The organism is Streptomyces caelestis (assembly GCF_014205255.1).
Taxonomy (GTDB): domain Bacteria; phylum Actinomycetota; class Actinomycetes; order Streptomycetales; family Streptomycetaceae; genus Streptomyces; species Streptomyces caelestis.
The window spans coordinates 6,290,856-6,314,046 of sequence record NZ_JACHNE010000001.1; the positions used below are offsets into that span (position 1 = coordinate 6,290,856).

A 23,191-nucleotide genomic window follows, 5' to 3' on the forward strand; every position below is an offset into this window, starting at 1 on the left:
CCTCCTGCCATCACCTACACGCAGCAGGAGCAGAGAAGCCATGGCGAACGTACCGGTCCAGCGCATGTCCCAGTTGATGGCGAAGACGTTGCGCGACGACCCGGCGGACGCCGAGGTCCTCAGCCACAAGCTCCTCGTCCGCGCCGGGTACGTGCGCCGTACCGCCGCCGGAATCTGGAGCTGGCTGCCCCTTGGCATGAGGGTCCTGCGCAATGTGGAGCGCATCGTCCGCGAGGAGATGGACGCGATCGGCGCCCAGGAGGTGCTGCTCCCCGCCCTGCTGCCGCGTGAGCCGTACGACGCGACCGGCCGCTGGGACGAGTACGGTCCCGAGCTGTTCCGCCTCAAGGACCGCAAGGGCGGCGACTACCTGCTCGGCCCCACCCACGAGGAGATCTTCACCCTCCTCGTGAAGGACCAGGCGTCCTCCTACAAGGACCTGCCGGTGATCCTCTACCAGATCCAGAACAAGTACCGCGACGAGGCCCGGCCCCGCGCGGGCATCCTGCGCGGCCGCGAGTTCCTGATGAAGGACTCCTACTCCTTCGACACCGAGGACGAGGGCCTCGCCCGGTCCTACGCGCTGCACCGCGAGGCCTACCAGAGGATCTTCGCGCGCCTCGGCCTCGACTACCGCATCTGCGCCGCCACCGCCGGCGCGATGGGCGGCTCCAAGTCCGAGGAGTTCCTCGCCCCGGCCGAGGCCGGCGAGGACACCTTCGCCGACTGCCCGAACTGCGACTTCGCCGCCAACACCGAGGCGACCACGTACGAGCTGAAGCCCGTCGACGCCACGGACGTCCCGGCCGCCGAGGACATCCCGACCCCCGACACCCCGACCATCGAGACCCTTGCCGCCTCCCTCGGCGTCCCGGCCTCGGCCACGCTGAAGAACCTCCTCGTCAAGGTCGACGGCGAGATCGTCGCCGTCGGCGTTCCCGGCGACCGTGAGGTCGACCTGGACAAGGTCGAGGCGCACTTCGCCCCGGCCGTCGTCGAGCTGGTCACCGAGACGGACTTCGCGGCCCGCCCCGACCTGGTCCGCGGCTACGTCGGACCGAAGGGCCTGGACAAGGTCACGTACATCGCCGACCCGCGCGTGGCCCCCGGCACCTCCTGGATCACCGGCGCCAACAAGGCCGGCACGCACACGAAGAACGTCGTCGCGGGCCGCGACTTCGAGGTCGACCAGTACGTCGACGTCGTGGTCGTGCAGCAGGGCGACCCCTGCCCGAAGTGCGGCACGGGCCTCGTGCTCGACCGGGCCATCGAGATCGGCCACATCTTCCAGCTGGGCCGCAAGTACGCCGACGCCCTCAAGCTCGACGTCCTCGGCCAGAACGGCAAGCCGGTCCGCGTCACCATGGGCTCCTACGGCGTCGGCGTCTCCCGCGCGGTCGCGGCCCTGGCCGAGCAGACCGCGGACGACAAGGGCCTGTGCTGGCCCCGGGAGGTCGCCCCGGCCGACGTCCACGTGGTCGCCGCCGGCAAGGCCCTCCAGACCGAACTGGCCCTCGACGTCTCCGGGAAGCTGGCCGCCGCCGGTGTCCGCGTCCTGGTCGACGACCGACCCGGCGTCTCCCCGGGCGTCAAGTTCACCGACTCCGAGCTGATCGGCGTACCGCAGATCCTGGTGGCCGGGCGGCGCGCGGCCGACGGCGTGGTGGAACTGAAGGACCGCCGCACCGGCGAGCGCGAGGAGCTGACGGTCGAGGAGGCCGTCGCCCGGCTCACGGCCTGAGGTCCCGTGCCCTGTGAGCGCTCCGGCCCTGCGGAGCGCTCACAGCCAGCCCGCGAACTCCAGCAACAACTCGGCATCCCGCGGCCGGCCGACCCGCCGCGCCCGTACGCCCGACTCCACGGCCCGGAACAGCGTCCACCCACGCAACCGCTCCTGGTCCACATCGAGCGACTCCGCGAGCCGCTTGACCCGCCGACGGGTCGTCGCCGCACCGGACGGCTGGGCGATCAGGTCCTCCACCCGGTCGCGGACCAGCCGGGCCAGGTCGAACGCGCACTCGCCGACCACCGGGTCGGGGCCCACGGCCAGCCACGGCATCCGCTCCCCGGCGAGCACCTTGCTCTGCCGGAACGTGCCGTGCAGCAGCCGGTGTTCGGGCGGTGCGGCCAGCAGCTCCTCGCGCGCCGCGAGCGCCAGGCCGACCAACGGGGCCACCTCGGAGTCGGCCTGCGCCCGGGCCCGCATCGACTCGGCCTGCCGCCCGGTCCGCTCGGCCACGGTCTCGAAGGGGAAGTCGGCGGGCGGCTCCACCCACAGCCGCCGCAGCGTCCCCGCCGCCTCCAGCAGCGCCTTCGCCTCCGGCAGCGACCGCACCGACACGTCCGGATGCAGCCGCTCCAGCAGCAGTACGCCCTGGTAAGTGAAGGGTTCGAGCAGCTGTACGGCACCCCGCCCGCCCCAGTGCGCGAGCGCGGCCCGCTCCGCCTCCGGGCGGGCCCGGCCCGGCGCCAGCTTCAGCACGGCGGGCGTTCCGTCGGCCGTCCGCACCAGCACGACCAGGCTGCTGCGCCCGCCGGGCACCTGCACCCGCTCCACGGTCAACTCGCGTAGCGCGACGGCCCGCTGCGCCGCCTCGGGCAGCTTCTCCAGCCAGTCGTCACCGTCCGGTGCCGTCTCACCGAGCGCCCTGACCAGACGCTTCGGCGGTTCGAAAACCATGCGCGAGTCGTTCCCTTCGTGCTGTCCGCGGTGCGTGCCCTGCACGGGTCACGCCGTCGGCGCCGCCAAGGGCGGGGCCGTGCCGGCCCGCTCGGCGAGCCCAGGGAAGGCTACGCTCTCGCCGCGCCAGCGCACCGCCCGCACCGCCGCCTCCCGCAGCGCCTCGGCGGCCAGGGCCCGCCGCCCGCCACCCGCCGCCCGCACCAGGTCCGCGTACACGGCGGCCACCCGGTCCTCCAGCTCGGCGGCGAGCCGCACGGCCGCCGCCGCGTCCGGCACCGGGAAGGGCAGCGTGTACCCGGCGGCCGCCGCCACGGGCCTGCCCCCCACGTCCTTCACCTCGCGCACCAGCGCGTCCCTGCGCGCCCGGTGCGCGTCGTACGCCGTCCGCGCCTCGGCACGCTGCCCCTCGCCGATCCGCCCGCCGACCACGCCGTAGCCGTACACCGCCGCATGCTCGGCCGCCAGCGCCGCCTGGAGGGCCCGCAGCTCCCGGTCCTTCGCCTCGCTCACGCGCCACCCTCCGTCAGCAGATACACGTGCGCCGCCCCGGCCGCCGCCACCGAGGCCAGCAGCCGCGCCAGCTCGCCCGGCGCGTCGAGCAGCGCCGTGGCCCGCCGGTCGGCGAGTTCCCGCTCCGCGGCGGCGAGGGCGGCCAGCGCGTCCTTGTCGTCGCCCGGCACGGCGGCGGCCGAGGGGGAGGCGGAAGCGGAAGAGGGAGAGGGAGTGGAGGGGGAAGAGGGAGACGCCTTCCGGCCCGGGCCCCCTTCGAAGGCCTGCGCATGCCGTACGGCCTCCGCCCGCAGCGGCCGCAGCCGCTCCGCGAGCCCCGGGTGGGCGGCGATCACGGCGTCGTACCGCTCCACCAGCCCCTCACTGTCCCGCGCCGCACGCGCGCGTGCCCGGCGCTCGGCCGCCGACGGGCCGTCCTCCGGGCCGCCGGGGTCCTCGCCGCCGGCGGTGCAGCCCGCCAGGACGAGGGCCGCCGGACCAACGGCGAGCAGACTCCTTCTGCGCGGCCCCGAGCGGGCGCGCGGCGATGAGGGGAACGGCACGTCAGACGTCCTCGGGGGCTCGTACGAGAAAGAAGCGACTCCAGGGGCTGAACGCCCGTGATCACGGTACCCGGGCCCCCGCCCAGGACCACTCAGCGGCACCGTTCGTCACCGGGTGGACGGCAACACACCCCGCGACCGGATACCCTTTGACCAGACACGCGACCCATCCCACAACAGCACACGCGGCCGAGGAGTCACCCGGATGAGCACCACCCAGAGCGAGAGGCTGCGAGGACTGCTGGAACCGCTCGTCGCATCCCAGGGCCTGGATCTCGAAGAGATCGAAGTGGACTCCGTAGGACGCAAGCGTGTGCTGCGCGTCGTCGTCGACTCGGACACGGGCGCCGACCTTGACCAGATCGCCGATGTGAGCCGCGCGCTCTCGGCGAAGCTCGACGAGACGGACGCGATGGGCGAGGGGGAGTACACCCTCGAGGTCGGCACCCCGGGCGCGGAGCGCCTCCTCACGGAACACCGGCATTACGTCCGCGCCACGGACCGGCTGGTGAAGTTCCAGCTGGCCGAGGGCGGCGAGCTGGTCGCCAGGATCATCGAGGTCGACGACGAGGGCGTCGACACCGAGGTGCCCGGGGTCAAGGGCCGCAAGGCCACCGCGCGCAGACTCGCCTTCGACGACATCGTCCGGGCGCGTGTCCAGGTCGAGTTCAGCCGCAAGGACAAGAAGGAAGAGGAGGCGTAGCCGTGGACATCGACATGAGTGCCCTGCGGGGCTTGGTTCGGGAGAAGGAGATCTCCTTCCCCCTGCTGGTCGAGGCGATCGAGTCGGCCCTCCTCATCGCCTACCACCGCACCGAGGGAAGCCGCCGCCACGCGCGCGTGGAGCTCAACCGGGAGACCGGCCATGTGACCGTGTGGGCGAAGGAGGACCCCGACGACCTCGAGGAGGGCCAGGAGCCCCGCGAGTTCGACGACACCCCGTCCGGTTTCGGCCGTATCGCCGCCACCACGGCCAAGCAGGTCATCCTGCAGCGCCTGCGCGACGCCGAGGACGACGCGACGCTCGGCGAGTACGTCGGCCGTGAGGGCGACATCGTCACCGGCGTGGTCCAGCAGGGCCGCGACCCGAAGAACGTGCTCGTCGACATCGGCAAGCTCGAGGCCATCCTGCCGGTCCAGGAGCAGGTGCCGGGCGAGACTTACCCGCACGGCCTGCGGCTGCGGTCGTACGTCGTCCGGGTGGCCAAGGGCGTCCGCGGCCCGTCCGTGACGCTGTCCCGGACGCACCCCAACCTGGTGAAGAAGCTCTTCGCCCTGGAGGTGCCGGAGATCGCCGACGGGTCGGTCGAGATCTCCGCGATCGCCCGTGAGGCCGGTCACCGCACGAAGATCGCCGTACGGTCCACGCGGTCCGGCCTGAACGCCAAGGGCGCCTGCATCGGCCCCATGGGCGGCCGCGTGCGCAACGTGATGGGCGAGCTGAACGGTGAGAAGATCGACATCGTCGACTGGTCGGACGACCCGGCCGAGATGGTGGCGAACGCGCTCTCCCCGGCCCGCGTCTCCAAGGTGGAGATCGTGGACATGGCGACCCGGTCGGCCCGGGTGACCGTGCCCGACTACCAGCTGTCCCTGGCCATCGGCAAGGAAGGGCAGAACGCCCGCCTCGCGGCCCGGCTGACCGGCTGGCGGATCGACATCCGGCCGGACACCGAACCGGCCGCGGACCGGACCGGGGAATAGATCCAAGCCGCGGGTCGTTCAGATCACGACAGGTTCGGGCGCGGCAACTGTTCGAATCCTGCCCCAAAGGGGTGAGGCGCCTACGGGGAGGTAGACTTAACGGTGTCTGGCCGGACGCGCACCCGAGCATGCCCTGAACGCACCTGTGTGGGGTGTCGGGAGCGAGTGGCCAAGGCCGATCTGTTGCGGATCGTGGCGGTCGAGGACGCATGCGTCCCTGATCCACGCGGTACGCTGCCCGGCCGGGGTGCGTATGTGCATCCCACACCGGTCTGTCTTGACCAGGCGGTTCGCCGCCGGGCGTTCCCGAGGGCACTGCGCGTCCCGGGAGCGCTCGACACAAAGGCGTTGCGCCGATACGTCGAGCAGACAACAGTTGCCGATCAGGCAACACGGTAAGAACGTGCCGCACGGAGCCCCGTGCGGTGTAGGTACCTCGCGAGTCGAAAGCAGGTCGAGATTGCGATGAGCACTCGATGAGTACGCGATGAGTACGCCCATGAACTAGCGACGGTCCGGCTTCACCCGGACCTCAAAGGAGCGAAGTGGCTAAGGTCCGGGTCTACGAACTCGCCAAGGAGTTCGGTGTAGAGAGCAAGGTCGTCATGGCCAAGCTCCAGGAGCTCGGTGAATTCGTCCGTTCGGCGTCTTCGACCATCGAAGCGCCCGTTGTACGCAAGCTGACGGACGCCCTCCAGCAAGGCAACGGAGGCGGCAAGTCCGCCCCCGCACGCAAGGCTGCCCCGGCGAAGCCGGCAGCCCCCTCTCCGGCGCAGGCTGCCCGTCCGGCCGCCCCGCGCCCGCCGGCCCCCAAGCCGGCAGCCGCCGAGAAGCCCGCGGCTCCGGCCGCACCGGCCGCTTCCGGCCCCCGTCCCACTCCGGGCCCGAAGCCCGCGCCGCGGCCCGCCCCGGCGTCCCCGGCTCCGACCACGCCCGAGTTCACGGCACCCCCGTCGGCTCCCGCCGCGCCGGCCTCCGGGCAGGGCTCCTCGCAGGGCTCCGGCCCGCGTCCGGGCGCCCCGCGTCCGGCCGGCCAGGCGCCGCGTCCGGGTGCTCCTCGCCCGGGTGGTTCCGGCCAGGGTGGTCAGGGCCGTGGTGACCGTGGCGACCGTCCCGGCGCCTCGCGTCCGGGTGGCGGCGCCCCGCGTCCGGGTGCCCGTCCGGCGGGTCCCCGTCCGGGCAACAACCCCTTCACCTCTGGTGGCTCCACCGGCATGGCGCGCCCGCAGGCGCCCCGTCCGGGCGGTGCCCCGCGTCCGGGCGGCCCCGGTGCCCCCGGTGGCGCCCCGCGTCCGCAGGGCCAGGGCCAGGGCGGTCCCCGTCCCCAGGGCGCGGCGGGCGGTCCCCGTCCGCAGGCTCCGGGCGGCGCTCGTCCCACGCCGGGCGGCATGCCCCGTCCGCAGGGTGGCGGCCCGCGTCCCGGCGGCGGTCCCGGCGGTCCGCGTCCGAACCCCGGCATGATGCCGCAGCGTCCGGCTGCCGGTCCGCGTCCCGGTGGCGGTGGCCCCGGTGGCCGCGGTCCCGGTGGCGGCGGCCGTCCCGGTGGTGGCGGCGGCGGTCGTCCGGGTGGCGGCGGCTTCGCCGGTCGTCCCGGTGGCGGTGGCGGCGGTTTCGCCGGTCGTCCCGGTGGTCCCGGTGGCGGTGGCGGCGGTTTCGCCGGCCGTCCGGGTGGTCCCGGTGGCGGCGGCGGTCGTCCCGGCTTCGGTGGTCGTCCCGGTGGTCCGGGCGGTCGTGGTGGCACGCAGGGCGCCTTCGGTCGTCCCGGCGGTCCCGCGCGTCGTGGGCGCAAGTCGAAGCGGCAGAGGCGCCAGGAGTACGAGGCCATGCAGGCCCCGTCGGTCGGCGGCGTGATGCTGCCTCGCGGCAACGGCGAGACCGTTCGCCTGTCGCGCGGTGCGTCGCTCACCGACTTCGCGGAGAAGATCAACGCCAACCCGGCGTCGCTCGTCGCGGTCATGATGAACCTCGGCGAGATGGTCACGGCCACGCAGTCCGTCTCCGACGAGACGCTCCAGCTCCTCGCCGACGAGATGAACTACACGGTTCAGATCGTCAGCCCGGAGGAGGAGGACCGCGAGCTCCTGGAGTCCTTCGACATCGAGTTCGGCGAGGACGAGGGCGACGAGGAGGACCTGGTGGTCCGCCCGCCGGTCGTCACCGTCATGGGTCACGTCGACCACGGTAAGACCCGGCTGCTCGACGCCATCCGCAAGACGAACGTCATCGCGGGCGAGGCCGGCGGCATCACCCAGCACATCGGTGCCTACCAGGTCGCGACCGAGGTCAACGACGAAGAGCGCAAGATCACCTTCATCGACACCCCGGGTCACGAGGCGTTCACCGCCATGCGTGCCCGTGGTGCGCGGTCGACCGACATCGCGATCCTGGTCGTCGCGGCCAACGACGGCGTCATGCCGCAGACGGTCGAGGCGCTCAACCACGCCAAGGCGGCCGACGTCCCGATCGTCGTCGCGGTCAACAAGATCGACGTCGAGGGTGCCGACCCGACCAAGGTGCGCGGTCAGCTCACCGAGTACGGGCTGGTGGCCGAGGAGTACGGCGGCGAGACGATGTTCGTCGACATCTCCGCCAAGCAGGGTCTGCACATCGACTCCCTGCTGGAGGCCGTGATCCTCACGGCCGACGCCTCGCTCGACCTGCGGGCCAACCCGCACCAGGACGCGCAGGGCATCGCGATCGAGTCCCGTCTCGACCGCGGCCGCGGTGCCGTGTCGACGGTCCTCGTCCAGCGCGGCACGCTGCGGGTCGGCGACACCATGGTGGTCGGCGACGCGTACGGCCGAGTCCGGGCGATGCACGACGACAACGGCAACCTCGTCACCGAGGCGGGCCCGTCGACGCCGGTCCAGGTCCTGGGCCTGACCAACGTCCCGGGTGCGGGCGACAACTTCCTCGTGGTCGACGAGGACCGTACGGCCCGTCAGATCGCGGAGAAGCGTGCGGCGCGCGAGCGCAACGCGGCCTTCGCGAAGCGCACGCGCCGTGTGTCGCTGGAGGACCTGGACAAGGTGCTCAAGGCCGGCGAGGTCCAGCAGCTGAACCTGATCATCAAGGGTGACGCTTCCGGTTCCGTCGAGGCTCTCGAGTCCTCCCTGCTCCAGCTGGACGTCGGCGAAGAGGTCGACATCCGCGTCCTGCACCGCGGCGTCGGTGCGGTCACGGAGTCCGACATCGACCTGGCGATGGGCTCGGACGCCATCGTGATCGGCTTCAACGTGCGCGCCGCCGGGCGTGCGCAGCAGATGGCCGAGCGCGAGGGCGTGGACGTCCGCTACTACTCGGTCATCTACCAGGCGATCGAGGAGATCGAGGCGGCCCTCAAGGGCATGCTCAAGCCGGAGTACGAAGAGGTCGAGCTCGGTACGGCGGAGATCCGCGAGGTCTTCAAGTCGTCCAAGCTGGGCAACATCGCGGGTGTTCTCATCCGTTCCGGCGAGGTCAAGCGGAACACCAAGGCCCGCCTCATCCGCGACGGCAAGGTCGTCGCGGAGAACCTCAACATCGAGGGCCTGCGTCGTTTCAAGGACGACGTCACCGAGATCCGCGAAGGGTTCGAGGGCGGTATCAACCTCGGCAACTTCAACGACATCAAGGTCGACGACGTCATCGCGACGTACGAGATGCGCGAGAAGCCGCGGGTGTAACACCCACGGCACCCGGACCGGCCGACGCGGCATCGCCGCGTCGGCCGGCTGGCCGTTTGTCTCCCCCGCGGAACAGACTCGGTGCACCCGCCGGGGTGCCTCGGCGCCCCGGCGGGCGCACAGGGGCGAAGTCCCGCGAGGGGTGCTGGCGTGAGGCCCCGCAAGGGGTGCTGGAGTGAAGCCCCGCAAGGGGTGCAGGGGACGCAGTCCCCGCCGGGGTCTGGGGCGGAGCCCCAGGGGGCAGGGCCTCCTGGCCAACCGTGTCGGGCGGGTGGGTGGGCAAAGGAAAACCCCATCGAGCCACCGGCAGGTACGCGGTACCGTTCTTGATGTCCCTGCCCCAACCCGCAGGGCCATCGATCCCGTACCGGCGGGTCATCCGGATACACATGTACGTGGGGACGCTGTCCTTCGACCTGCTCCTCGGCGACGTACGGTCGCTGAAGGAGAAGCGCTCCGTCGTCCGCCCCATCGTCGCCGAGCTCCAGCGCAAGTACGCGGTGAGCGCGGCCGAGGTGGATCACATGGACCTCCACCGCAGGGCCGTCGTCGGCCTCGCGCTGGTGTCCGGTGACGCGGCGCACGTGAGCGATGTACTCGACCGGTGCGAACGGCTGGTCGCCGCCCGCCCCGAGGTGGAGCTGCTGTCCGTCAGGCGGCGCTTCCACGGCGAAGACGACTGACGAACCGAGAACGACCCAGACAGGAAAGAACGGGAGACGGACCAGTGGCCGACAACGCGCGGGCCAAGAGGCTGGCGGACCTCATCCGGGAAGTGGTGGCCCAGAAGCTGCAACGCGGGATCAAGGACCCGCGGCTCGGCTCTCACGTCACCATCACGGACACGCGGGTCACGGGTGATCTGCGGGAGGCGACCGTCTTCTACACCGTGTACGGGGACGACGAGGAGCGGAACGCGGCCGCAGCCGGCCTGGAGAGCGCCAAGGGCGTCCTGCGCTCCGAGGTCGGCCGGGCCGCCGGTGTGAAGTTCACGCCGACCCTGACCTTCGTCATGGACGCCCTCCCGGACACCGCCCGGAACATCGAGGACCTCCTCGACAAGGCGCGCCAGTCCGACGAGAAGGTGCGCGAGGCATCAGCGGGTGCGAAGTACGCCGGCGACGCCGACCCGTACCGCAAGCCGGACGAGGACGACGAGACGGACGACACCACCGAATGACCCAGAAGCACACCACGCCCGACGGCCTCGTCATCGTCGACAAGCCGTCGGGCTTCACTTCGCACGACGTCGTCGCCAAGATGCGCGGCATCGCCAGAACGCGACGCGTCGGGCACGCCGGTACCCTCGACCCGATGGCGACGGGCGTCCTCGTCCTCGGCGTCGAGAAGGCCACGAAGCTCCTCGGCCATCTCGCACTGACCGAGAAGGAGTACCTGGGCACGATCCGGCTCGGGCAGAACACCCTCACCGACGACGCCGAGGGGGAGATCACCTCCGCGACGGACGCCTCCGGGGTCACCCGCGACGCCATCGACGCCGGCATCGCCAAGCTGACCGGCGAGATCATGCAGGTGCCGTCCAAGGTCAGCGCCATCAAGATCAACGGCGTGCGGTCCTACAAGCGGGCCCGGGACGGCGAGGAGTTCGACATCCCGGCCCGGCCCGTCACGGTCTCATCCTTCGGCGTGTACGACGTCCGGGAGGCCGTCGCGGAGGACGGCACGCCTGTACTCGACCTGGTCGTCTCGGTCGTCTGCTCCTCCGGCACGTACATCCGGGCCCTGGCCCGCGACCTGGGCGCCGACCTCGGCGTCGGCGGGCATCTCACCGCCCTGCGGCGCACCCGCGTCGGCCCCTACAAGCTGGACGCGGCCCGCACCCTCGACCAGCTCCAGCAGGAGCTGACCGTGATGCCGATCGCCGAGGCCGCCGCGGCCGCGTTCCGCCGCTGGGACGTCGACACCCGGCGCGCCCGGCTGCTCACCAACGGCGTACGGCTGGACATGCCCGAGGAGTACGCGAACTCCGGCTCCGTCGCCGTCTTCGACCCGGAGGGCCGCTTCCTCGCCCTCGTCGAGGAGCATCGGGGCAAGGCCAAGAGCCTGGCCGTCTTCGGCTGACAGCACACCGGGACCGTCCGCCCGTGGAGCGGCGACCACGGGGTACCCCCACTGCCGCCGCTCCACGGTCCCCCCTCGATTCCCCCACCCCTAGGGTGTATCCAGCCGCTCGCGTTCATTCACCCGTCCGTGCAGGCGCTCGGAGTGAACCGGGGGAGCGGAGGGGGGCGCTTTCGCCGAGCGACCTGTCCCGCTGATCACCTCGCCCCTACCGTCGAACGCAAGGGCACGGGTGTACGGCGGGGAGGCTCGACGATGACGTCGCGGAACCGGTCCGGGGAGACACACGACAGCGCGGCAGACTCCCCGGACCGCCCCGGAACAACGCAGCAGACGACCGAGGCAGCCGACGGCGGGGCACCCGGCCCGGCCCTCGTCCGGATCCACGACCTCGCCGGCCGCCCCCGCGGCACCGGCTTCCTGGCCGACCACCACGGCACGCTCGTCACCAGCCACGAGGCGGTCGACGGCCTGCCCCGGCTCGTCCTGCACGGGGCCGGGGACCGCCGCCGGGTCGTGTCCGCCGACGCGGTGATCCCGCTGCCCGCCCTCGGCCTGGCCCTCGTACGGACCGAGGGCCTCGGCGTGCCGCCACTGCCCGTCACCGTGCGGGGCGGGGCCGGGACGGGCGCCTATGTGCGGATCGCCGCCGACGGCTGGCGCGAGGCCAGGGTGCTCGGCTCGACCGCTGTGACGTACACGGCCACGGCCCGCCTCCACCGCCTCGACGGCGCGCTGGAGCTGGCGGTCGGCACGGCGGGGCGGGACGCGCTGCGGCTGGGCGGCGGAGCGGCCGGCGGCCCGGTGCTCGATGCCGCGACCGGCGCCGTCGTCGGTGTCCTCGGCACCGCGCTCAGCTCCGACCACAGCGACGTCGGGTTCGCCGTACCGCTGCATCCCCGGGTCCCCGGCGCGGCGGCCCCGCTCGCCGAACTGTTCGCCGAGAACGCGGCGACGGTCCCCGCGTACGGCGCCGACCTCAACCTGGCCGGGGTGCTGGAGCTGACCGGCACCGCGGTGGGGCTGGACGGCCCGCCCGGCGGCACGGGGCTCCCGGAGCCGGTCGAACGGGCGGCCGTGGTGGCCGAGTTCAGCGACTTCGAGGCAGGCCCGGCGGCCGTGCTCGGCCTGGTCGGCCCGCCGGGCAGCGGTCGTACGACGGAACTCGCGGTGCTCGCCGCGCGCCGCGCCCGCGCTGGGTATCCCACGCTGTGGCTGCGCGGCTGCGAACTGCGGGACGACGACGCCTCGGTGGCCGACGCGGCACGCCGGGCACTGACCAGGGCAGCCCCCGTCGTGGCCGCGTCCGGGCCGTGTTTCCGGCCGGCCGACCTGGGCGACACCACGCCCGAGCGCCTCGCCCACCTCGCCGGTGCCCTCGGCCGGCCCCTGCTGCTGGTCCTCGACAGCCCGGAGGAGATGCCTCCGGCGCTGGCCCGCCGCCTGGCCGGCTGGACGGACGGGACGGTGCGGTGGCTGCGGGCGACGGGCGTGCGGCTGGTCGTGGCGTGCCGGGCGGAGTACTGGGAGGGGGCGGTGTTCCCGGCGGAGGTCCTGCACCGGCCGGCCGGCGCCGAAGGGCGGCCCGCGTGTGTGCGGCTCGGCGACCTCACCGAGGGCGAGGCCCGCGAGGCCCGCCTGCGCCACGGCATCCCGGAGAGCGCCCTCGTCGACGCCGACGCCCGGCATCCCCTCACCCTGCGGCTGCTCGCCGAGATCCGGGACGCCCTCGGCGTCTTCGACGGCGCGGAAAGGGCAGGTGCTCCCGACAGTCCCAACGGCCCCGGCGCCACCGTCGGCCGGGACGACGTCTTCGCGGCCTACCTGGACCTGATGTCCCTGCGCATCGCCGTGCGTCTGGCCGCCGGGAACGGCCTGTGCGGCACGGCCGTGCGCCGGCTGGCCGCCAAGGTCGCCGGGCAGGTGCACGAGGCCGCCAGGCGCAGCCTCGGACCCGGGCCGGGGGATCTGGACCGGGAGGCGTTCGAGTCGGTGTTCCCGTGGGGGCCCGCACCGGCGCGGTTCGGCGGCGGCACCGGATGGGCGTCGGCCGTCCTCGCGGAGGGGCTGCTCGTGCCCGCCGGAGCGGGCTACCGCTTCGCCCACGAGGAACTCGCCGACTGGCTCCAGGGCCTGCACCTCGACCTCGACGAGGCCCTGCACGCCCTCGTCCACCGCCGGCAGGACGCGCAGTCCGAGCCCGTCCCGCACCACCGCATCGGGCCGGTCGTGCAGGCCCTGCTGTTCCTCGCCCGCCAGCACGGCACCGGCGAACTGGCCGCGCGGCTGGCGGAGCTGGTGCACGCCCTGGACGCCGATCCACGGTCCTGGTGGGCCGCCCGGCTGCTCGCCGGGACCCTGTCGGCCGTACCCGAGGCGACGCCGTACACGGAGGTGCTGCGGCTGCTCGCCGACCGGATCGTGGCCTGGCGGCGGCAGGACAGGCCCGTGCCGGAGGAGGTCGGGCCCGAATTCTGGGCCGGGGTACGGCTGCCGGGGGACGAGCGGTTCGCGCTGCTGAGGCGGCTGGTGCACGCCGACGGCCCGCCGTGCGAGGCCGGCCCTCGGTTCCTGGACACCGTCGCCCGGCTGCTGGCCGCCGACCCCACCGCCGTACAGCCGCTGCTGGCACGCTGGTTCGACGACGAGCAGCCGCTGCCCGCCACCCCGCACGCCACCGTGGCCACGGCCGCGCAAGCACTGCTGCACACCCACCGGCACAGCGCGCTGGACGACTTGGCGGACGCGCTCGTCGACCGCGCGCACCGGAGAGCCGACGAACTGCTCGCCGTGCTGGCCGAGGAGGAACCGTCGGCGGTGTGCCGGGCCGCCGACCGGTGGGCGCGCGACGAGCGGCCGGAGAGACGGAGTGCCGCGATGGCGCACGGCCTGCGCGTCGCGCCGCAGGTGAGCACCGGAGGCGACCGCGCCCTGCTGCGCTACGCGGCCCTCACCCTCCTCGCCCGCCCCGCCGACCGGGCCCTGCACGGCGGCGCCCTGGCCCTTCTGGTCCAGGACCCGCTCACCCGGGCCCGGTATCTGCCGCGGGCGCTGGAGCACTTCGCGGCGGGCGACCCGCACCTCCCGCCGGACGCCCTGGCCGCCGCCCTCCTGGCCCACCCCGAGCCGGTCCTCGGTGCCTTCGCGGTGCGGCTGGAGCGGCCGGACGCGGAGGAGGCACTGCGGGCGCTCGCCGACGCCACCCCGCCCGGCCTGGTCCGGCGGGTCGCCGCGCTGGTGGGGCAGGCGGCACAGCGGCGGCCGGAACTCGCCGGGCACGTGGCCGCGTACGTGGACCAGCGGCTCGACCGGGGCCCTGCCGCCCGGACGGTGCTCCTGCCCCTGGTCACCGGCCTGCTGGAGGACGGCCCGGCGCGGCTGCGGTGCGCCCTCGCCGCGATCCTCACCCCGCCCGGCATCCCCGCCTCCCGTCCGCTGCGCCGCGAGCTGCGCGACGCGCTCCTGGCCCGCGAGCACGACACCGACGTCCTGGACGCGCTGCTGCACGGCGCCGCCCGCAACGGCGGCGACGACCTGCGCGACCTCGTCCGCCGCATCGGACTGCTCCTGGCGCGCACCCCGGAGGGTGCCGCCCGCTTCGACCGCGCCCTGGTCGACCTCGGCCGGCACGTGCCGGGCTTCGCCGCCCGCGTGGCCCGCTGGCTGGCCGACGCGCCCGAGGAATGGGCGGCGCTGGTCGGGCCGAGCTCCCACCGGACGATCGAGTCTCTGGCCGGGGTACACGTCCCCGCCTGAAGGATCGCGCACGCCGGACGGGGCCGCGGCGTCGTGCGCCCTGTCACAGCCCCCATGCCGATGCGGGCCGCAGACACCCGGCATGGCACCCTTAGACCTGCGTACGAGGCAACCAGGAACAACCACGGACACCGGTTCGACGAGCTTTCGACAAGGAGCAGGCACAGTGCAGCGCTGGCGTGGCTTGGAGGACATCCCCCAGGACTGGGGGCGCAGCGTCGTCACCATCGGCTCCTACGACGGAGTCCACCGCGGACACCAGCTGATCATCCGGCATGCCGTGAACCGCGCCCGGGAGCTGGGCGTGCCCGCCGTCGTCGTCACCTTCGACCCGCATCCCAGCGAGGTCGTCCGCCCCGGCAGCCACCCGCCGCTGCTCGCCCCGCACCACCGCCGCGCCGAACTCATGGCCGGCCTGGGCGTGGACGCGGTGCTCATCCTGCCCTTCACGACCGAGTTCTCGAAGCTGTCCCCGGCCGACTTCGTCGTCAAGGTGCTCGTCGACAAGCTGCACGCCAAGGCCGTCGTCGAGGGCCCCAACTTCCGCTTCGGCCACAAGGCCGCCGGCCACGTGGAGTTCCTGGCCACGCAGGGCAAGACCTACGACTTCGAGGTCGAGGTCGTCGACCTGTACGTGACCGGCGAGGCGGGCGGCGGCGAGCCGTTCTCCTCGACACTGACCCGCCGTCTGGTCGCCGAGGGCGACGTCGAGGGCGCCGCCGAGATCCTGGGCCGTCCGCACCGGGTGGAGGGCGTGGTCGTCCGGGGCGCCCAGCGCGGCCGCGAGATGGGCTTCCCGACCGCCAACGTCGAGACGCTGCCGCACACGGCCATCCCCGCTGACGGTGTCTACGCCGGCTGGCTGCACGCCCAGGGCGAGGCGATGCCGGCCGCGATCTCCGTCGGCACGAACCCGCAGTTCGACGGCACCGAGCGCACGGTGGAGGCGTACGCCATCGACCGGGTGGGCCTCGACCTGTACGGCCTCCATGTCGCCGTCGACTTCCTGGCGTTCGTGCGGGGGCAGGCCAGGTTCGACACGCTCGACGCACTGCTGGAGCAGATGGCCGAGGACGTCAAGCGCTGCCGGGAGCTGGTGGCGGCGGCCGAGCGGTCCGCCTAGCGTCTTCGGCCCGTCCCGCGTACTCGTTATGTGCCCTCGTCCGGGTGGAGGGCGTCGAGGACGAGGGTGAGGCCGAAGGCGAACTCGTCGGCGTAGTCGTAGCCGGGCTTGAGGACGTGCTCGGTGGCCAGTTCGGTGAGGTGGGGGTAGGTGTCGGCGGGCATGTCGCGCAGGATGGCGCCCGCGACCTCGTCCCGCTCCGCCGCGCCTCTGAACGGCAGGCTCAGCTCCTGGAGCACGAACCCGTACAGGTAGCTGTCGAGCAGCGAGACGGCGTGCGCGGCCATGGGGACGGAGAATCCTCCGGCGCGCAACGTTCCGATGACCGCGTCGTGATGGCGCAGGGTCGCGGGGCCGGGCTGCGAGCGGGAGTCCATGAGGCCGACGGCCCAGGGGTGGCGCAGGAGGACGGCACGGGCGGAGTCCGCGCGGTGGCGCAGGGCACTCTTCCAGTCCGCGGCGCGCGGCGGTAGGTCGATCTCGCCGAACACCGCGTCCACCATGCCGTCGAGGATGTCTTCCCGGCCAGCGACGTGGTGGTAGAGCGACATCGCCTCGACGCCCAGCGGTTCGGCGATGGCCCGCATGGTGAGCGCGGCCACCCCCTTCTCGTCCGCCACTGCCACCGCCGTGCGGATCACGCGCTCGCGACTGAGCCGAGTACGCGCCGGCGCCCTCCGCCGGCCCTTGTTTCCCTCGCGCATCCAGGCCCTCCTTCTGGCTTCGCTCGTGCGCTCCCCTTGACCGCCTTACAGCATAAAGCTAGTTTGCCTTACAACATAAGGTAGGCATCCCGGCGAAAGGGGCCGCACCATGAACGCGGATCGCGTGAAGAAGGTCTGCATCATCGGGGCTTCGGGGGACTCGACGGCACCTTTCCAGCGCCGCAGATGCACGCACCAGGCCCCGCGCCTGCGATCTGCACCAAACGACAAGCCCTAGCAGAGCGCCGGGCGTCCCGCCCGGCCTCGCCTTCAGCGCGTCGCCCAGTGGCATGCCACCTGGGGCGTGCCGCTGCCGTCGAGGATCTCCGGATCCTGGTCGCGGCACGCCTCCGCGACGCCCGCCCGTTCCGCCTCGCCGCTCGCGAGGATCTGGCAGCGGGCGTGGAAGCGGCAGCCGGACGGCACACGCGACGGGTCCGGGGGCTCGCCGGTGAGGATCACCGGGTCGCCGGGGGCCTCCGGGAGCACCGACAGCAGGGCCTGGGTGTACGGGTGACGGGGCGCGGTCAGGACCTGCTCCACCGCACCCGTCTCCACGATCCGGCCCAGGTACATCACGGCGACCCGGTCGGCGATGTTCCAGGCCAGCCCCAGGTCGTGCGTGACGACCAGCGCGGACAGGCCCAGCTCGGTGCGCAGCCGCAGCAGCAGGGCGAGGATCTCACCGCGCACGGAGGCGTCGAGGGACGCCACCGGCTCGTCGGCGACGAGGAGTTCGGGTTCCAGGACGAGCGCGCCCGCGATGACGACCCGCTGGCGCTGCCCGCCGGACAGTTCGTGCGGATAGCGCAGGAAGAAGCGCTCCGGGGGCCGCAGCCCGGCCCGGGACAGGGCCTCGGCGACCGCGGTCCGCTCGTCGCCGCCGTACCCGTGGATGCGCAGGCCCTCGGCGACCGCGTCGTACACGGTGTGCCGCGGGTTGAGCGAGCCGCTCGGGTCCTGGAGGATCAGCTGGACGCGTTTGCGGTACGCCTTGAGGGCCCGGCCGGTGTACTCCAGCGGGCGGCCGTCGAAGGCGACCCGGCCCGAGGTCGGCTCGACCAGGCCCAGCAGACAGCGGGCCAGGGTCGTCTTGCCGCAGCCGGACTCACCGACCAGCGCGACGATCTCGCCGGGCCGGATGTCGAGGTCGACCCCGTCCACCGCGCGGGCCCGGGGGCCGCCGTGCCGGCCGGGGAAGGTGACGTGCAGGTCCTGGGCGCTCAGCAGAGGTGCCGTGGTGATCTCGGGAGCCGTGGGGGAAGTGGTCATGGCGAACTGGGCCTCGCTTCTTCCAGTGCGTCCGGATCCTCGCGGGTCTCACAGGGCTCCTGAGCCGACGGCCCGACCAGGACGCACGCCGCCCGGCGCTCCGGCCCCGCCTCGCGCAGCGCCGGGTCCTCCTCGGAGCAGGACTCCAGCGCCACCGGGCAGCGCGGATGGAACGTACAGCCGGACGGCAGCGCCGCGGGGTCGGGCGGGTCACCGGCCAGCCCCTGCGGCGCGAACCGGGAGGCCGGGTCGCCGATGCGCGGGAACGCGGCCGACAGGGCCCTGGCGTACGGGTGCCGGGCGTCCTCGTACACCTGCCGGGCCGGGCCCTCTTCGACCACCCGCCCCGCGTACATCACCGCCAGCCGGTCACAGGTGTCGGCGAGGACCGCCAGGTCGTGGCTGATCATGATCAGGCCCAGGTCCTGGTCCGCGACGAGCTGTTCGATGAGCCGGAGGATCTGCGCCTGGATCATCACGTCGAGCGCGGTGGTCGGCTCGTCGGCGATGATCAGCCGCGGATCGCAGGCCAGCGCCATGGCGATCATGACGCGCTGGCGCTGCCCGCCGGACAGCTCGTGCGGATAGGCGTTCGCGCGGGCCGCCGGCAGGCCGACCTGCTCCAGCAGCTCCCCGGTTCTCTTCTTCGCGCCGGCCGGCGTCGCCTTCCGGTGCAGCAGGATCGGCTCGGCGATCTGGTCGCCGATGCGGTGCACGGCGTTCAGGGAGTGCATCGCGCCCTGGAACACCACCGAGGCCCCGGCCCAGCGGACCGCCCGCACCCGGCCCCACTTCATCGTCAGCACGTCCTCGCCGTCGAGCAGGACCTCACCCGTGATGCGGGTCCCGGCGGGCAGGAGCCGCAGCAGGGCCAGTGCCAGCGTGGACTTGCCGCAGCCGGACTCCCCGGCGAGGCCGAGCTTGCGGCCGGCGTCCAGGCGCAGGTCCACCCCGCGCACGGCGGCGGCCCCGCCCGGGTACGTCACCGTCAGGTCCCTGACGTCGAGCAGCGTCACCGCGACACCCCCAGCCTGGGGTTGAGGACGGACTCCACGGCCCGCCCGCACAGCGTGAACGCCAGCGCCACCACGGCGATGGCGATGCCCGGCGGCACCAGGTACCACCAGTCCCCGGCACTGACCGCGCCCGCCTCGCGCGCGTCCTGGAGCAGCCCGCCCCACGACACGACCGTGGGATCGCCCAGGCCGAGGAAGGCGAGGGTCGCCTCGGCGAGGATGGCCGAAGAGATGATCAAGGTCGTCTGCGCCAGCACCAGCGGCATGACGTTGGGCAGGACGTGCCGGGACATGATGTGCCAGTGGCCGCCGCCGAGCGCCCTCGCCCGCTCGATGTACGGCCGGGTCTCCACGGCGAGGGTCTGCGCGCGCACCAGCCGGGCCGTGGTCGGCCAGGTGGTGACGCCGATGGCGACCACGGTCGTGGTCAGCGAGCGGGACATCACCGTGGCCAGGGCGATCGCCAGCACCAGCGTCGGCATGACCAGGAACCAGTCGGTGATCCGCATCATCACCGTCGCGTACCAGCCCTTGAAGTGGCCCGCGGTGACCCCGATCAGGGTGCCGATCGCCACCGACAGCACGGCCGCGAGCAGCCCGACCAGCAGCGACACCCGCGAGCCCCAGACCACCAGGCCCAGCAGATCCCGGCCGAACTGGTCCGTGCCGAGCGGGAACTCGGCGCTCGGGCTCTGCATCGGGCGCCCCGGCGCGTCGGTCACACTGCTCACGTCGGAGCCGACGAACAGCGGCGCGAACAACGCCAGCAGCGCGCACAGGGCGAGCGCGGTCAGGCCGTACAGCCCCGCCCGTTCGGCGCGGTACTGCCGCCAGAAGCGGGCGATGGACGCCCGGCGCCGCTGCCGGGCGAGGGCGCGCGGGCTCAGGGCCGTGTCGGTCGTCGTCATCGGGCCACCCGGGGGTCCAGCAGCGGATAGACCAGGTCGGCGAGGGTGTTCATCACGATCACCGCGGCGGCGAACACGAAGAACAGCCCCTGCACCAGCGGCAGGTCGGGCACGCTCAGCGCCTGGTAGAACAGCCCGCCGAGGCCCGGCCAGGAGAACACCGTCTCGACCAGGATCACGCCCGCGACCGTCCGGCCGAGGTTGATGAAGATCAGCGTCACGGTCGGCAGCAGCGCGTTCGGCACGGCGTGCCTGCGCCGCACCAGGTCGTCGCGCAGCCCCTTGGCCCGCGCGGTCGTCAGATAGTCGCTGCCCATCTCGTCCAGCAGCGCCGACCGGGTGACCAGCAGTGTCTGCCCGTACTCCACGGCCACCAGCGTCACCACCGGCAGCACCAGATGGTGCGCCACGTCGAGGACGTACGCGAAGCCCTCCTCGCCGCCCGACTCCATGCCGCCGGTCGGGAACATGCCCGGGACCGGGCCGATGCCCACCGCCAGCACGATGATCAGCAGCAGCCCGAGCCAGAAGGACGGGATGGAGTACAGCGTGAGCGCCAGGCCGGTGTTGATCCGGTCGCCGAGCCCGCCGCGGCGCCACGCCGAGCGGGTGCCGAGGAAGATGCCCAGCGCGGTGTACAGGACGAAGGCGGTGCCGGTGAGCAGCAGGGTGTTCGGCAGCGCCTCGGTGATCTTGTCGACGACGGGGGCACGGAACTGGTACGACGTCCCGAAGTCGCCGGTGAGCGCCTTGCCGCAGTAGTCCGTGAACTGCCGCCACAGCGGCAGGTCGAGCCCGAACTCCCTGCGATAGGCGGCCAGCTGCTCGGCCGAGACCTGGCGGCCGCCCGTCATGGTCTTCACCGGGTCTCCGGGGATCAGCCGGAAGAGGAAGAAGCTGGTGACGAGCACGGCCAGCAGCGACACGGCCGCGCCCGCCACCTTGCCCGCGAGGTACCGCGGGTACGCGGAGCCCTTGCGTGCCCGGGGCCCGGCCGCCGGCTTCCTCTCCTCGACCAGCGCGGGTGTCGCGTCGGCGGTCATGGTGTCCGCTCGCCCGCTCTACTCGCGGTCCTCGGCGGTGGAGCGCCGCCGCATCGCCGCGAAGACGCCGAGCCCGGCGAGGACCACGACGCCTCCGACGATCCCGAGCACGACCCCCGTCGACGACGCGTTGTCCGACGAGCCGCTCGAATCCGCCGGGACCGCCGACCACCAGCTCCAGTAGCCGTCCTGGCCGTAGATGTTCCCCGCCTTCGCCGGCATGGTCGTGATGGACTCGATCTGGTCCGTCCGGTAGGCCTCGACCGCGTTCGGATACGCCATGACGTTCATGTACCCGAGGTCGTACAGCCGCGACTCCATCTGCTTGACGATGTCCGCCCGTTTGGCGGGGTCGTATTCGGCGAGCTGCCGGGCGTAGAGCTCGTCGTACTTCTTGTCGCAGATGAAGTTGTCGGTCGCGCCCGTGTCCTTCGGGGTCGCCGGGAGCGCCCCGCAGGTGTGGATGGACAGCACGAAGTCCGGGTCCGGGTTGACCGACCAGCCGTCGAAGGCCAGGTCGTACTTGCCGGCCAGCCAGGGGTCGGTCACGTTGTCCAGGCAGTTGAGCTGGACGCCGATGCCGAGCTTGCCCCACCACTCCTGGAGGTACTTGCCGACCGCTTTGTCGTTCGGGTCGGTGGCGTGGCACAGGACCCGGTAGGTGATGGGCTTGCCGTCCTTGCCGACGCGCTTGCCGTCGCCGTTCTTCTCGTACCCCGCCTGGTCGAGCATCCGGGCCGCCTCGGCCGGGTCGTACGTCAGCTTCTGGCCGGCGGACGGCTTCCAGAAGTACTGCGAGAAGCGCGGCGGGATGTAGCCCTCGCCCTCGACGGCGTGCCCCTGGAACACCTTGTCGATGACGGCCCTGCGGTCGACGGCCTTGAACAGCGCGTTGCGCACCCGCTGGTCCAGCAGGGACGGGTGGCCGTCGCCGAACTTCTCGCCGTTCTTCGCCTTCGCGCCCGGGTTGGTGGCGAGGGCGTAGAAACGGCGGCCGGGGGCGTCGTTGAGCTTGATGTTCTCCGCGCCCTGAAGGGACGCCGCCTGAGCGGGCGTCAGGGAGGGCGAACCGGCGACGAACGACACCTCGCCCTTGCGCAGCGCCGACACCGCCGCGTCCTGGTCCTTGTAGTACCGGAAGACCAGCTCGTCGAACTTCGGCGACCCGCGCCAGAAGCTCTTGTTGGCCTTGAGCCGGACGTAGCTGTCGGCCTTGTACCCGGTCAGCACGAACGGCCCGTTGCCCACCACCGGGAAGCTCTTGTCGTTGTTGAACTCGGAGAAGTCCGAGACCTTCTCCCACACGTGCTTCGGCACGATCGGCACATCGAGCGCGGTCATGGTGGCCTGCGGCTTCTTCAGCTCGATGACCAGCTTGGTGGGGCTCGGGGCCGTCACCTTCCTGAAGTTCCCGACGTAGCTGCCGTTCGCCGTGGCCGCCCCGTCGTCGTTCATCATCTTGTTGAACGTCCACGCCGCGTCCTCGGCGGTGGCCTGTTTGCCGTCCGACCACTTGGAGTTGGAGCGGATCGTGTACGTCCAGGTCAGCTTGTCCGGCGACGGCTCCCACTTGGTGGCCAGGCCCGGGATGGCGTGGTTGTCCTTGGGGTCGTAGTTCGTCAGGTACTCGTACATGAGCCGGTGAACGCTCGTACTGAGCAGCCGGACCGCCAGGAACGGGCTGAGCGAGTCCACGCTCTGGGCCACCGCGACGGTGAGCACCTTCTTGCCGTCGTCGGCCGCCCGGGCCTGCCGGGGCGCCGGGTCGAGCGGGGTCGCGAGACCGGCGGTGAGGGTGAGCGCGGCCACTCCGGCCGCGGCGACGAGCCTGAGGCCGCGCGGGAGGCTGCGTGTCTGATCTTTCGTGCCCATGGTCGGACCTCGCGTCATCGCTCGGACGGGAAGGACGGTTGAGCAGGTGTCAGGACGGGGTGATCAGGTGTCAGATGGATGATGAGTGTGTCTATCAGCGGCCATCTCTGCGCGTCAACGGCACATTGACCCCATGTGGCCTGCGGAAATAACGAATTGGCGAGCTTTTCGTGGCCATTGGTCAAGACCACTGACGCCCCCCTGGCCAGGGCCTGGCAACGGATTTCGCCCGGAACATGCCGCGGCCCGCGCCGAGCGGGAACGGCGCGGGCCACAAAGGGGATCGGCCCCTCGAAAGGGGCCGATCGGGT

The 23,191-nt window shown here is 72.6% G+C and carries 19 protein-coding genes; 10 read left to right on the plus strand and 9 right to left on the minus strand.

The window, feature by feature from the left end; genetic code table 11:
- The first annotated feature begins 40 nt into the window (after positions 1 to 40).
- On the plus strand, positions 41 to 1,741 hold the full coding sequence (locus HDA41_RS28955; RefSeq protein ID WP_184988912.1) for a proline--tRNA ligase: 1,701 nt from the start codon (positions 41 to 43) through the stop codon (positions 1,739 to 1,741).
- A 39-nt stretch (positions 1,742 to 1,780) separates the two neighbouring features.
- Here the strand turns inward: HDA41_RS28955 and HDA41_RS28960 are convergent, their stop codons facing one another.
- Genes HDA41_RS28960 through HDA41_RS28970 form a run of 3 tightly spaced genes read right to left on the minus strand, consistent with a single transcriptional unit; the run spans position 1,781 to position 3,735 of the window.
- Positions 1,781 to 2,680, minus strand: coding sequence for an aminoglycoside phosphotransferase family protein (locus HDA41_RS28960; protein WP_184988915.1), 900 nt, complete (start codon positions 2,678 to 2,680; stop codon positions 1,781 to 1,783).
- A gap of 48 nt (positions 2,681 to 2,728) precedes the next feature.
- Entirely contained in the window at positions 2,729 to 3,193 is a 465-nt protein-coding gene (locus HDA41_RS28965; protein ID WP_184988919.1) for a ferritin-like domain-containing protein, read from the minus strand.
- Positions 3,190 to 3,735 (minus strand): hypothetical protein, encoded by a 546-nt coding sequence (locus HDA41_RS28970; RefSeq protein WP_184988923.1) that lies wholly within the window; start codon positions 3,733 to 3,735, stop codon positions 3,190 to 3,192. The genes HDA41_RS28965 and HDA41_RS28970 overlap by 4 nt, the downstream gene beginning before the upstream one ends.
- Before the next feature lie 205 nt (positions 3,736 to 3,940).
- Between HDA41_RS28970 and rimP the strand changes: the two genes are divergently transcribed.
- The 9 genes from rimP (at position 3,941) to HDA41_RS29015 (ending at position 16,065) form a co-directional block, all read left to right on the plus strand.
- Complete coding sequence (rimP, locus tag HDA41_RS28975; RefSeq protein WP_184988926.1) at positions 3,941 to 4,438, plus strand: ribosome maturation factor RimP; 498 nt, start codon at positions 3,941 to 3,943, stop codon at positions 4,436 to 4,438.
- 2 nt (positions 4,439 to 4,440) lie between these two features.
- A complete protein-coding gene (gene nusA / locus HDA41_RS28980; RefSeq protein WP_184988929.1) occupies positions 4,441 to 5,439 on the plus strand; it encodes a transcription termination factor NusA in 999 nt (332 codons plus the stop codon).
- Between the two features lie 102 nt (positions 5,440 to 5,541).
- On the plus strand, positions 5,542 to 5,838 hold the full coding sequence (locus HDA41_RS28985) for a YlxR family protein (protein ID WP_184988932.1): 297 nt from the start codon (positions 5,542 to 5,544) through the stop codon (positions 5,836 to 5,838).
- A 146-nt stretch (positions 5,839 to 5,984) separates the two neighbouring features.
- Positions 5,985 to 9,104 carry a translation initiation factor IF-2 gene (gene infB / locus HDA41_RS42365; RefSeq protein WP_184988935.1) on the plus strand — a complete coding sequence of 1,040 codons (3,120 nt, stop codon included), beginning with the start codon at positions 5,985 to 5,987 and terminating at the stop codon, positions 9,102 to 9,104.
- A gap of 389 nt (positions 9,105 to 9,493) precedes the next feature.
- Positions 9,494 to 9,787, plus strand: coding sequence for a DUF503 domain-containing protein (locus HDA41_RS28995; protein WP_184988937.1), 294 nt, complete (start codon positions 9,494 to 9,496; stop codon positions 9,785 to 9,787).
- A 44-nt stretch (positions 9,788 to 9,831) separates the two neighbouring features.
- Complete coding sequence (gene rbfA / locus HDA41_RS29000; protein ID WP_184988940.1) at positions 9,832 to 10,284, plus strand: 30S ribosome-binding factor RbfA; 453 nt, start codon at positions 9,832 to 9,834, stop codon at positions 10,282 to 10,284.
- Entirely contained in the window at positions 10,281 to 11,186 is a 906-nt protein-coding gene (gene truB / locus HDA41_RS29005) for a tRNA pseudouridine(55) synthase TruB (RefSeq protein ID WP_184988943.1), read from the plus strand. The genes rbfA and truB overlap by 4 nt, the downstream gene beginning before the upstream one ends.
- 255 nt (positions 11,187 to 11,441) lie before the next feature.
- Entirely contained in the window at positions 11,442 to 14,942 is a 3,501-nt protein-coding gene (locus HDA41_RS29010) for a trypsin-like peptidase domain-containing protein (protein ID WP_184988946.1), read from the plus strand.
- A 166-nt stretch (positions 14,943 to 15,108) separates the two neighbouring features.
- Positions 15,109 to 16,065, plus strand: coding sequence for a bifunctional riboflavin kinase/FAD synthetase (locus HDA41_RS29015; protein ID WP_184988950.1), 957 nt, complete (start codon positions 15,109 to 15,111; stop codon positions 16,063 to 16,065).
- A 26-nt stretch (positions 16,066 to 16,091) separates the two neighbouring features.
- Here HDA41_RS29015 and HDA41_RS29020 read toward each other — a convergent pair whose 3' ends face one another.
- From HDA41_RS29020 to HDA41_RS29045, 6 genes are all read right to left on the minus strand, one after another.
- Positions 16,092 to 16,769, minus strand: a complete 678-nt coding sequence (locus HDA41_RS29020) for a TetR/AcrR family transcriptional regulator (RefSeq protein WP_184988953.1) — start codon at positions 16,767 to 16,769, stop codon at positions 16,092 to 16,094.
- Between the two features lie 270 nt (positions 16,770 to 17,039).
- Positions 17,040 to 18,041, minus strand: a complete 1,002-nt coding sequence (locus HDA41_RS29025; RefSeq protein WP_184988956.1) for an oligopeptide/dipeptide ABC transporter ATP-binding protein — start codon at positions 18,039 to 18,041, stop codon at positions 17,040 to 17,042.
- Positions 18,038 to 19,057, minus strand: coding sequence for an ABC transporter ATP-binding protein (locus HDA41_RS29030; protein ID WP_184988959.1), 1,020 nt, complete (start codon positions 19,055 to 19,057; stop codon positions 18,038 to 18,040). The genes HDA41_RS29025 and HDA41_RS29030 overlap by 4 nt, the downstream gene beginning before the upstream one ends.
- On the minus strand, positions 19,054 to 19,965 hold the full coding sequence (locus HDA41_RS29035) for an ABC transporter permease (protein WP_184988962.1): 912 nt from the start codon (positions 19,963 to 19,965) through the stop codon (positions 19,054 to 19,056). Before HDA41_RS29035 ends, HDA41_RS29030 begins: the two co-directional genes overlap by 4 nt.
- On the minus strand, positions 19,962 to 21,008 hold the full coding sequence (locus HDA41_RS29040) for an ABC transporter permease (RefSeq protein ID WP_184988965.1): 1,047 nt from the start codon (positions 21,006 to 21,008) through the stop codon (positions 19,962 to 19,964). The genes HDA41_RS29035 and HDA41_RS29040 overlap by 4 nt, the downstream gene beginning before the upstream one ends.
- Before the next feature lie 18 nt (positions 21,009 to 21,026).
- Positions 21,027 to 22,880 (minus strand): ABC transporter substrate-binding protein, encoded by a 1,854-nt coding sequence (locus HDA41_RS29045; RefSeq protein WP_184988968.1) that lies wholly within the window; start codon positions 22,878 to 22,880, stop codon positions 21,027 to 21,029.
- Positions 22,881 to 23,191: the final 311 nt, after the last annotated feature.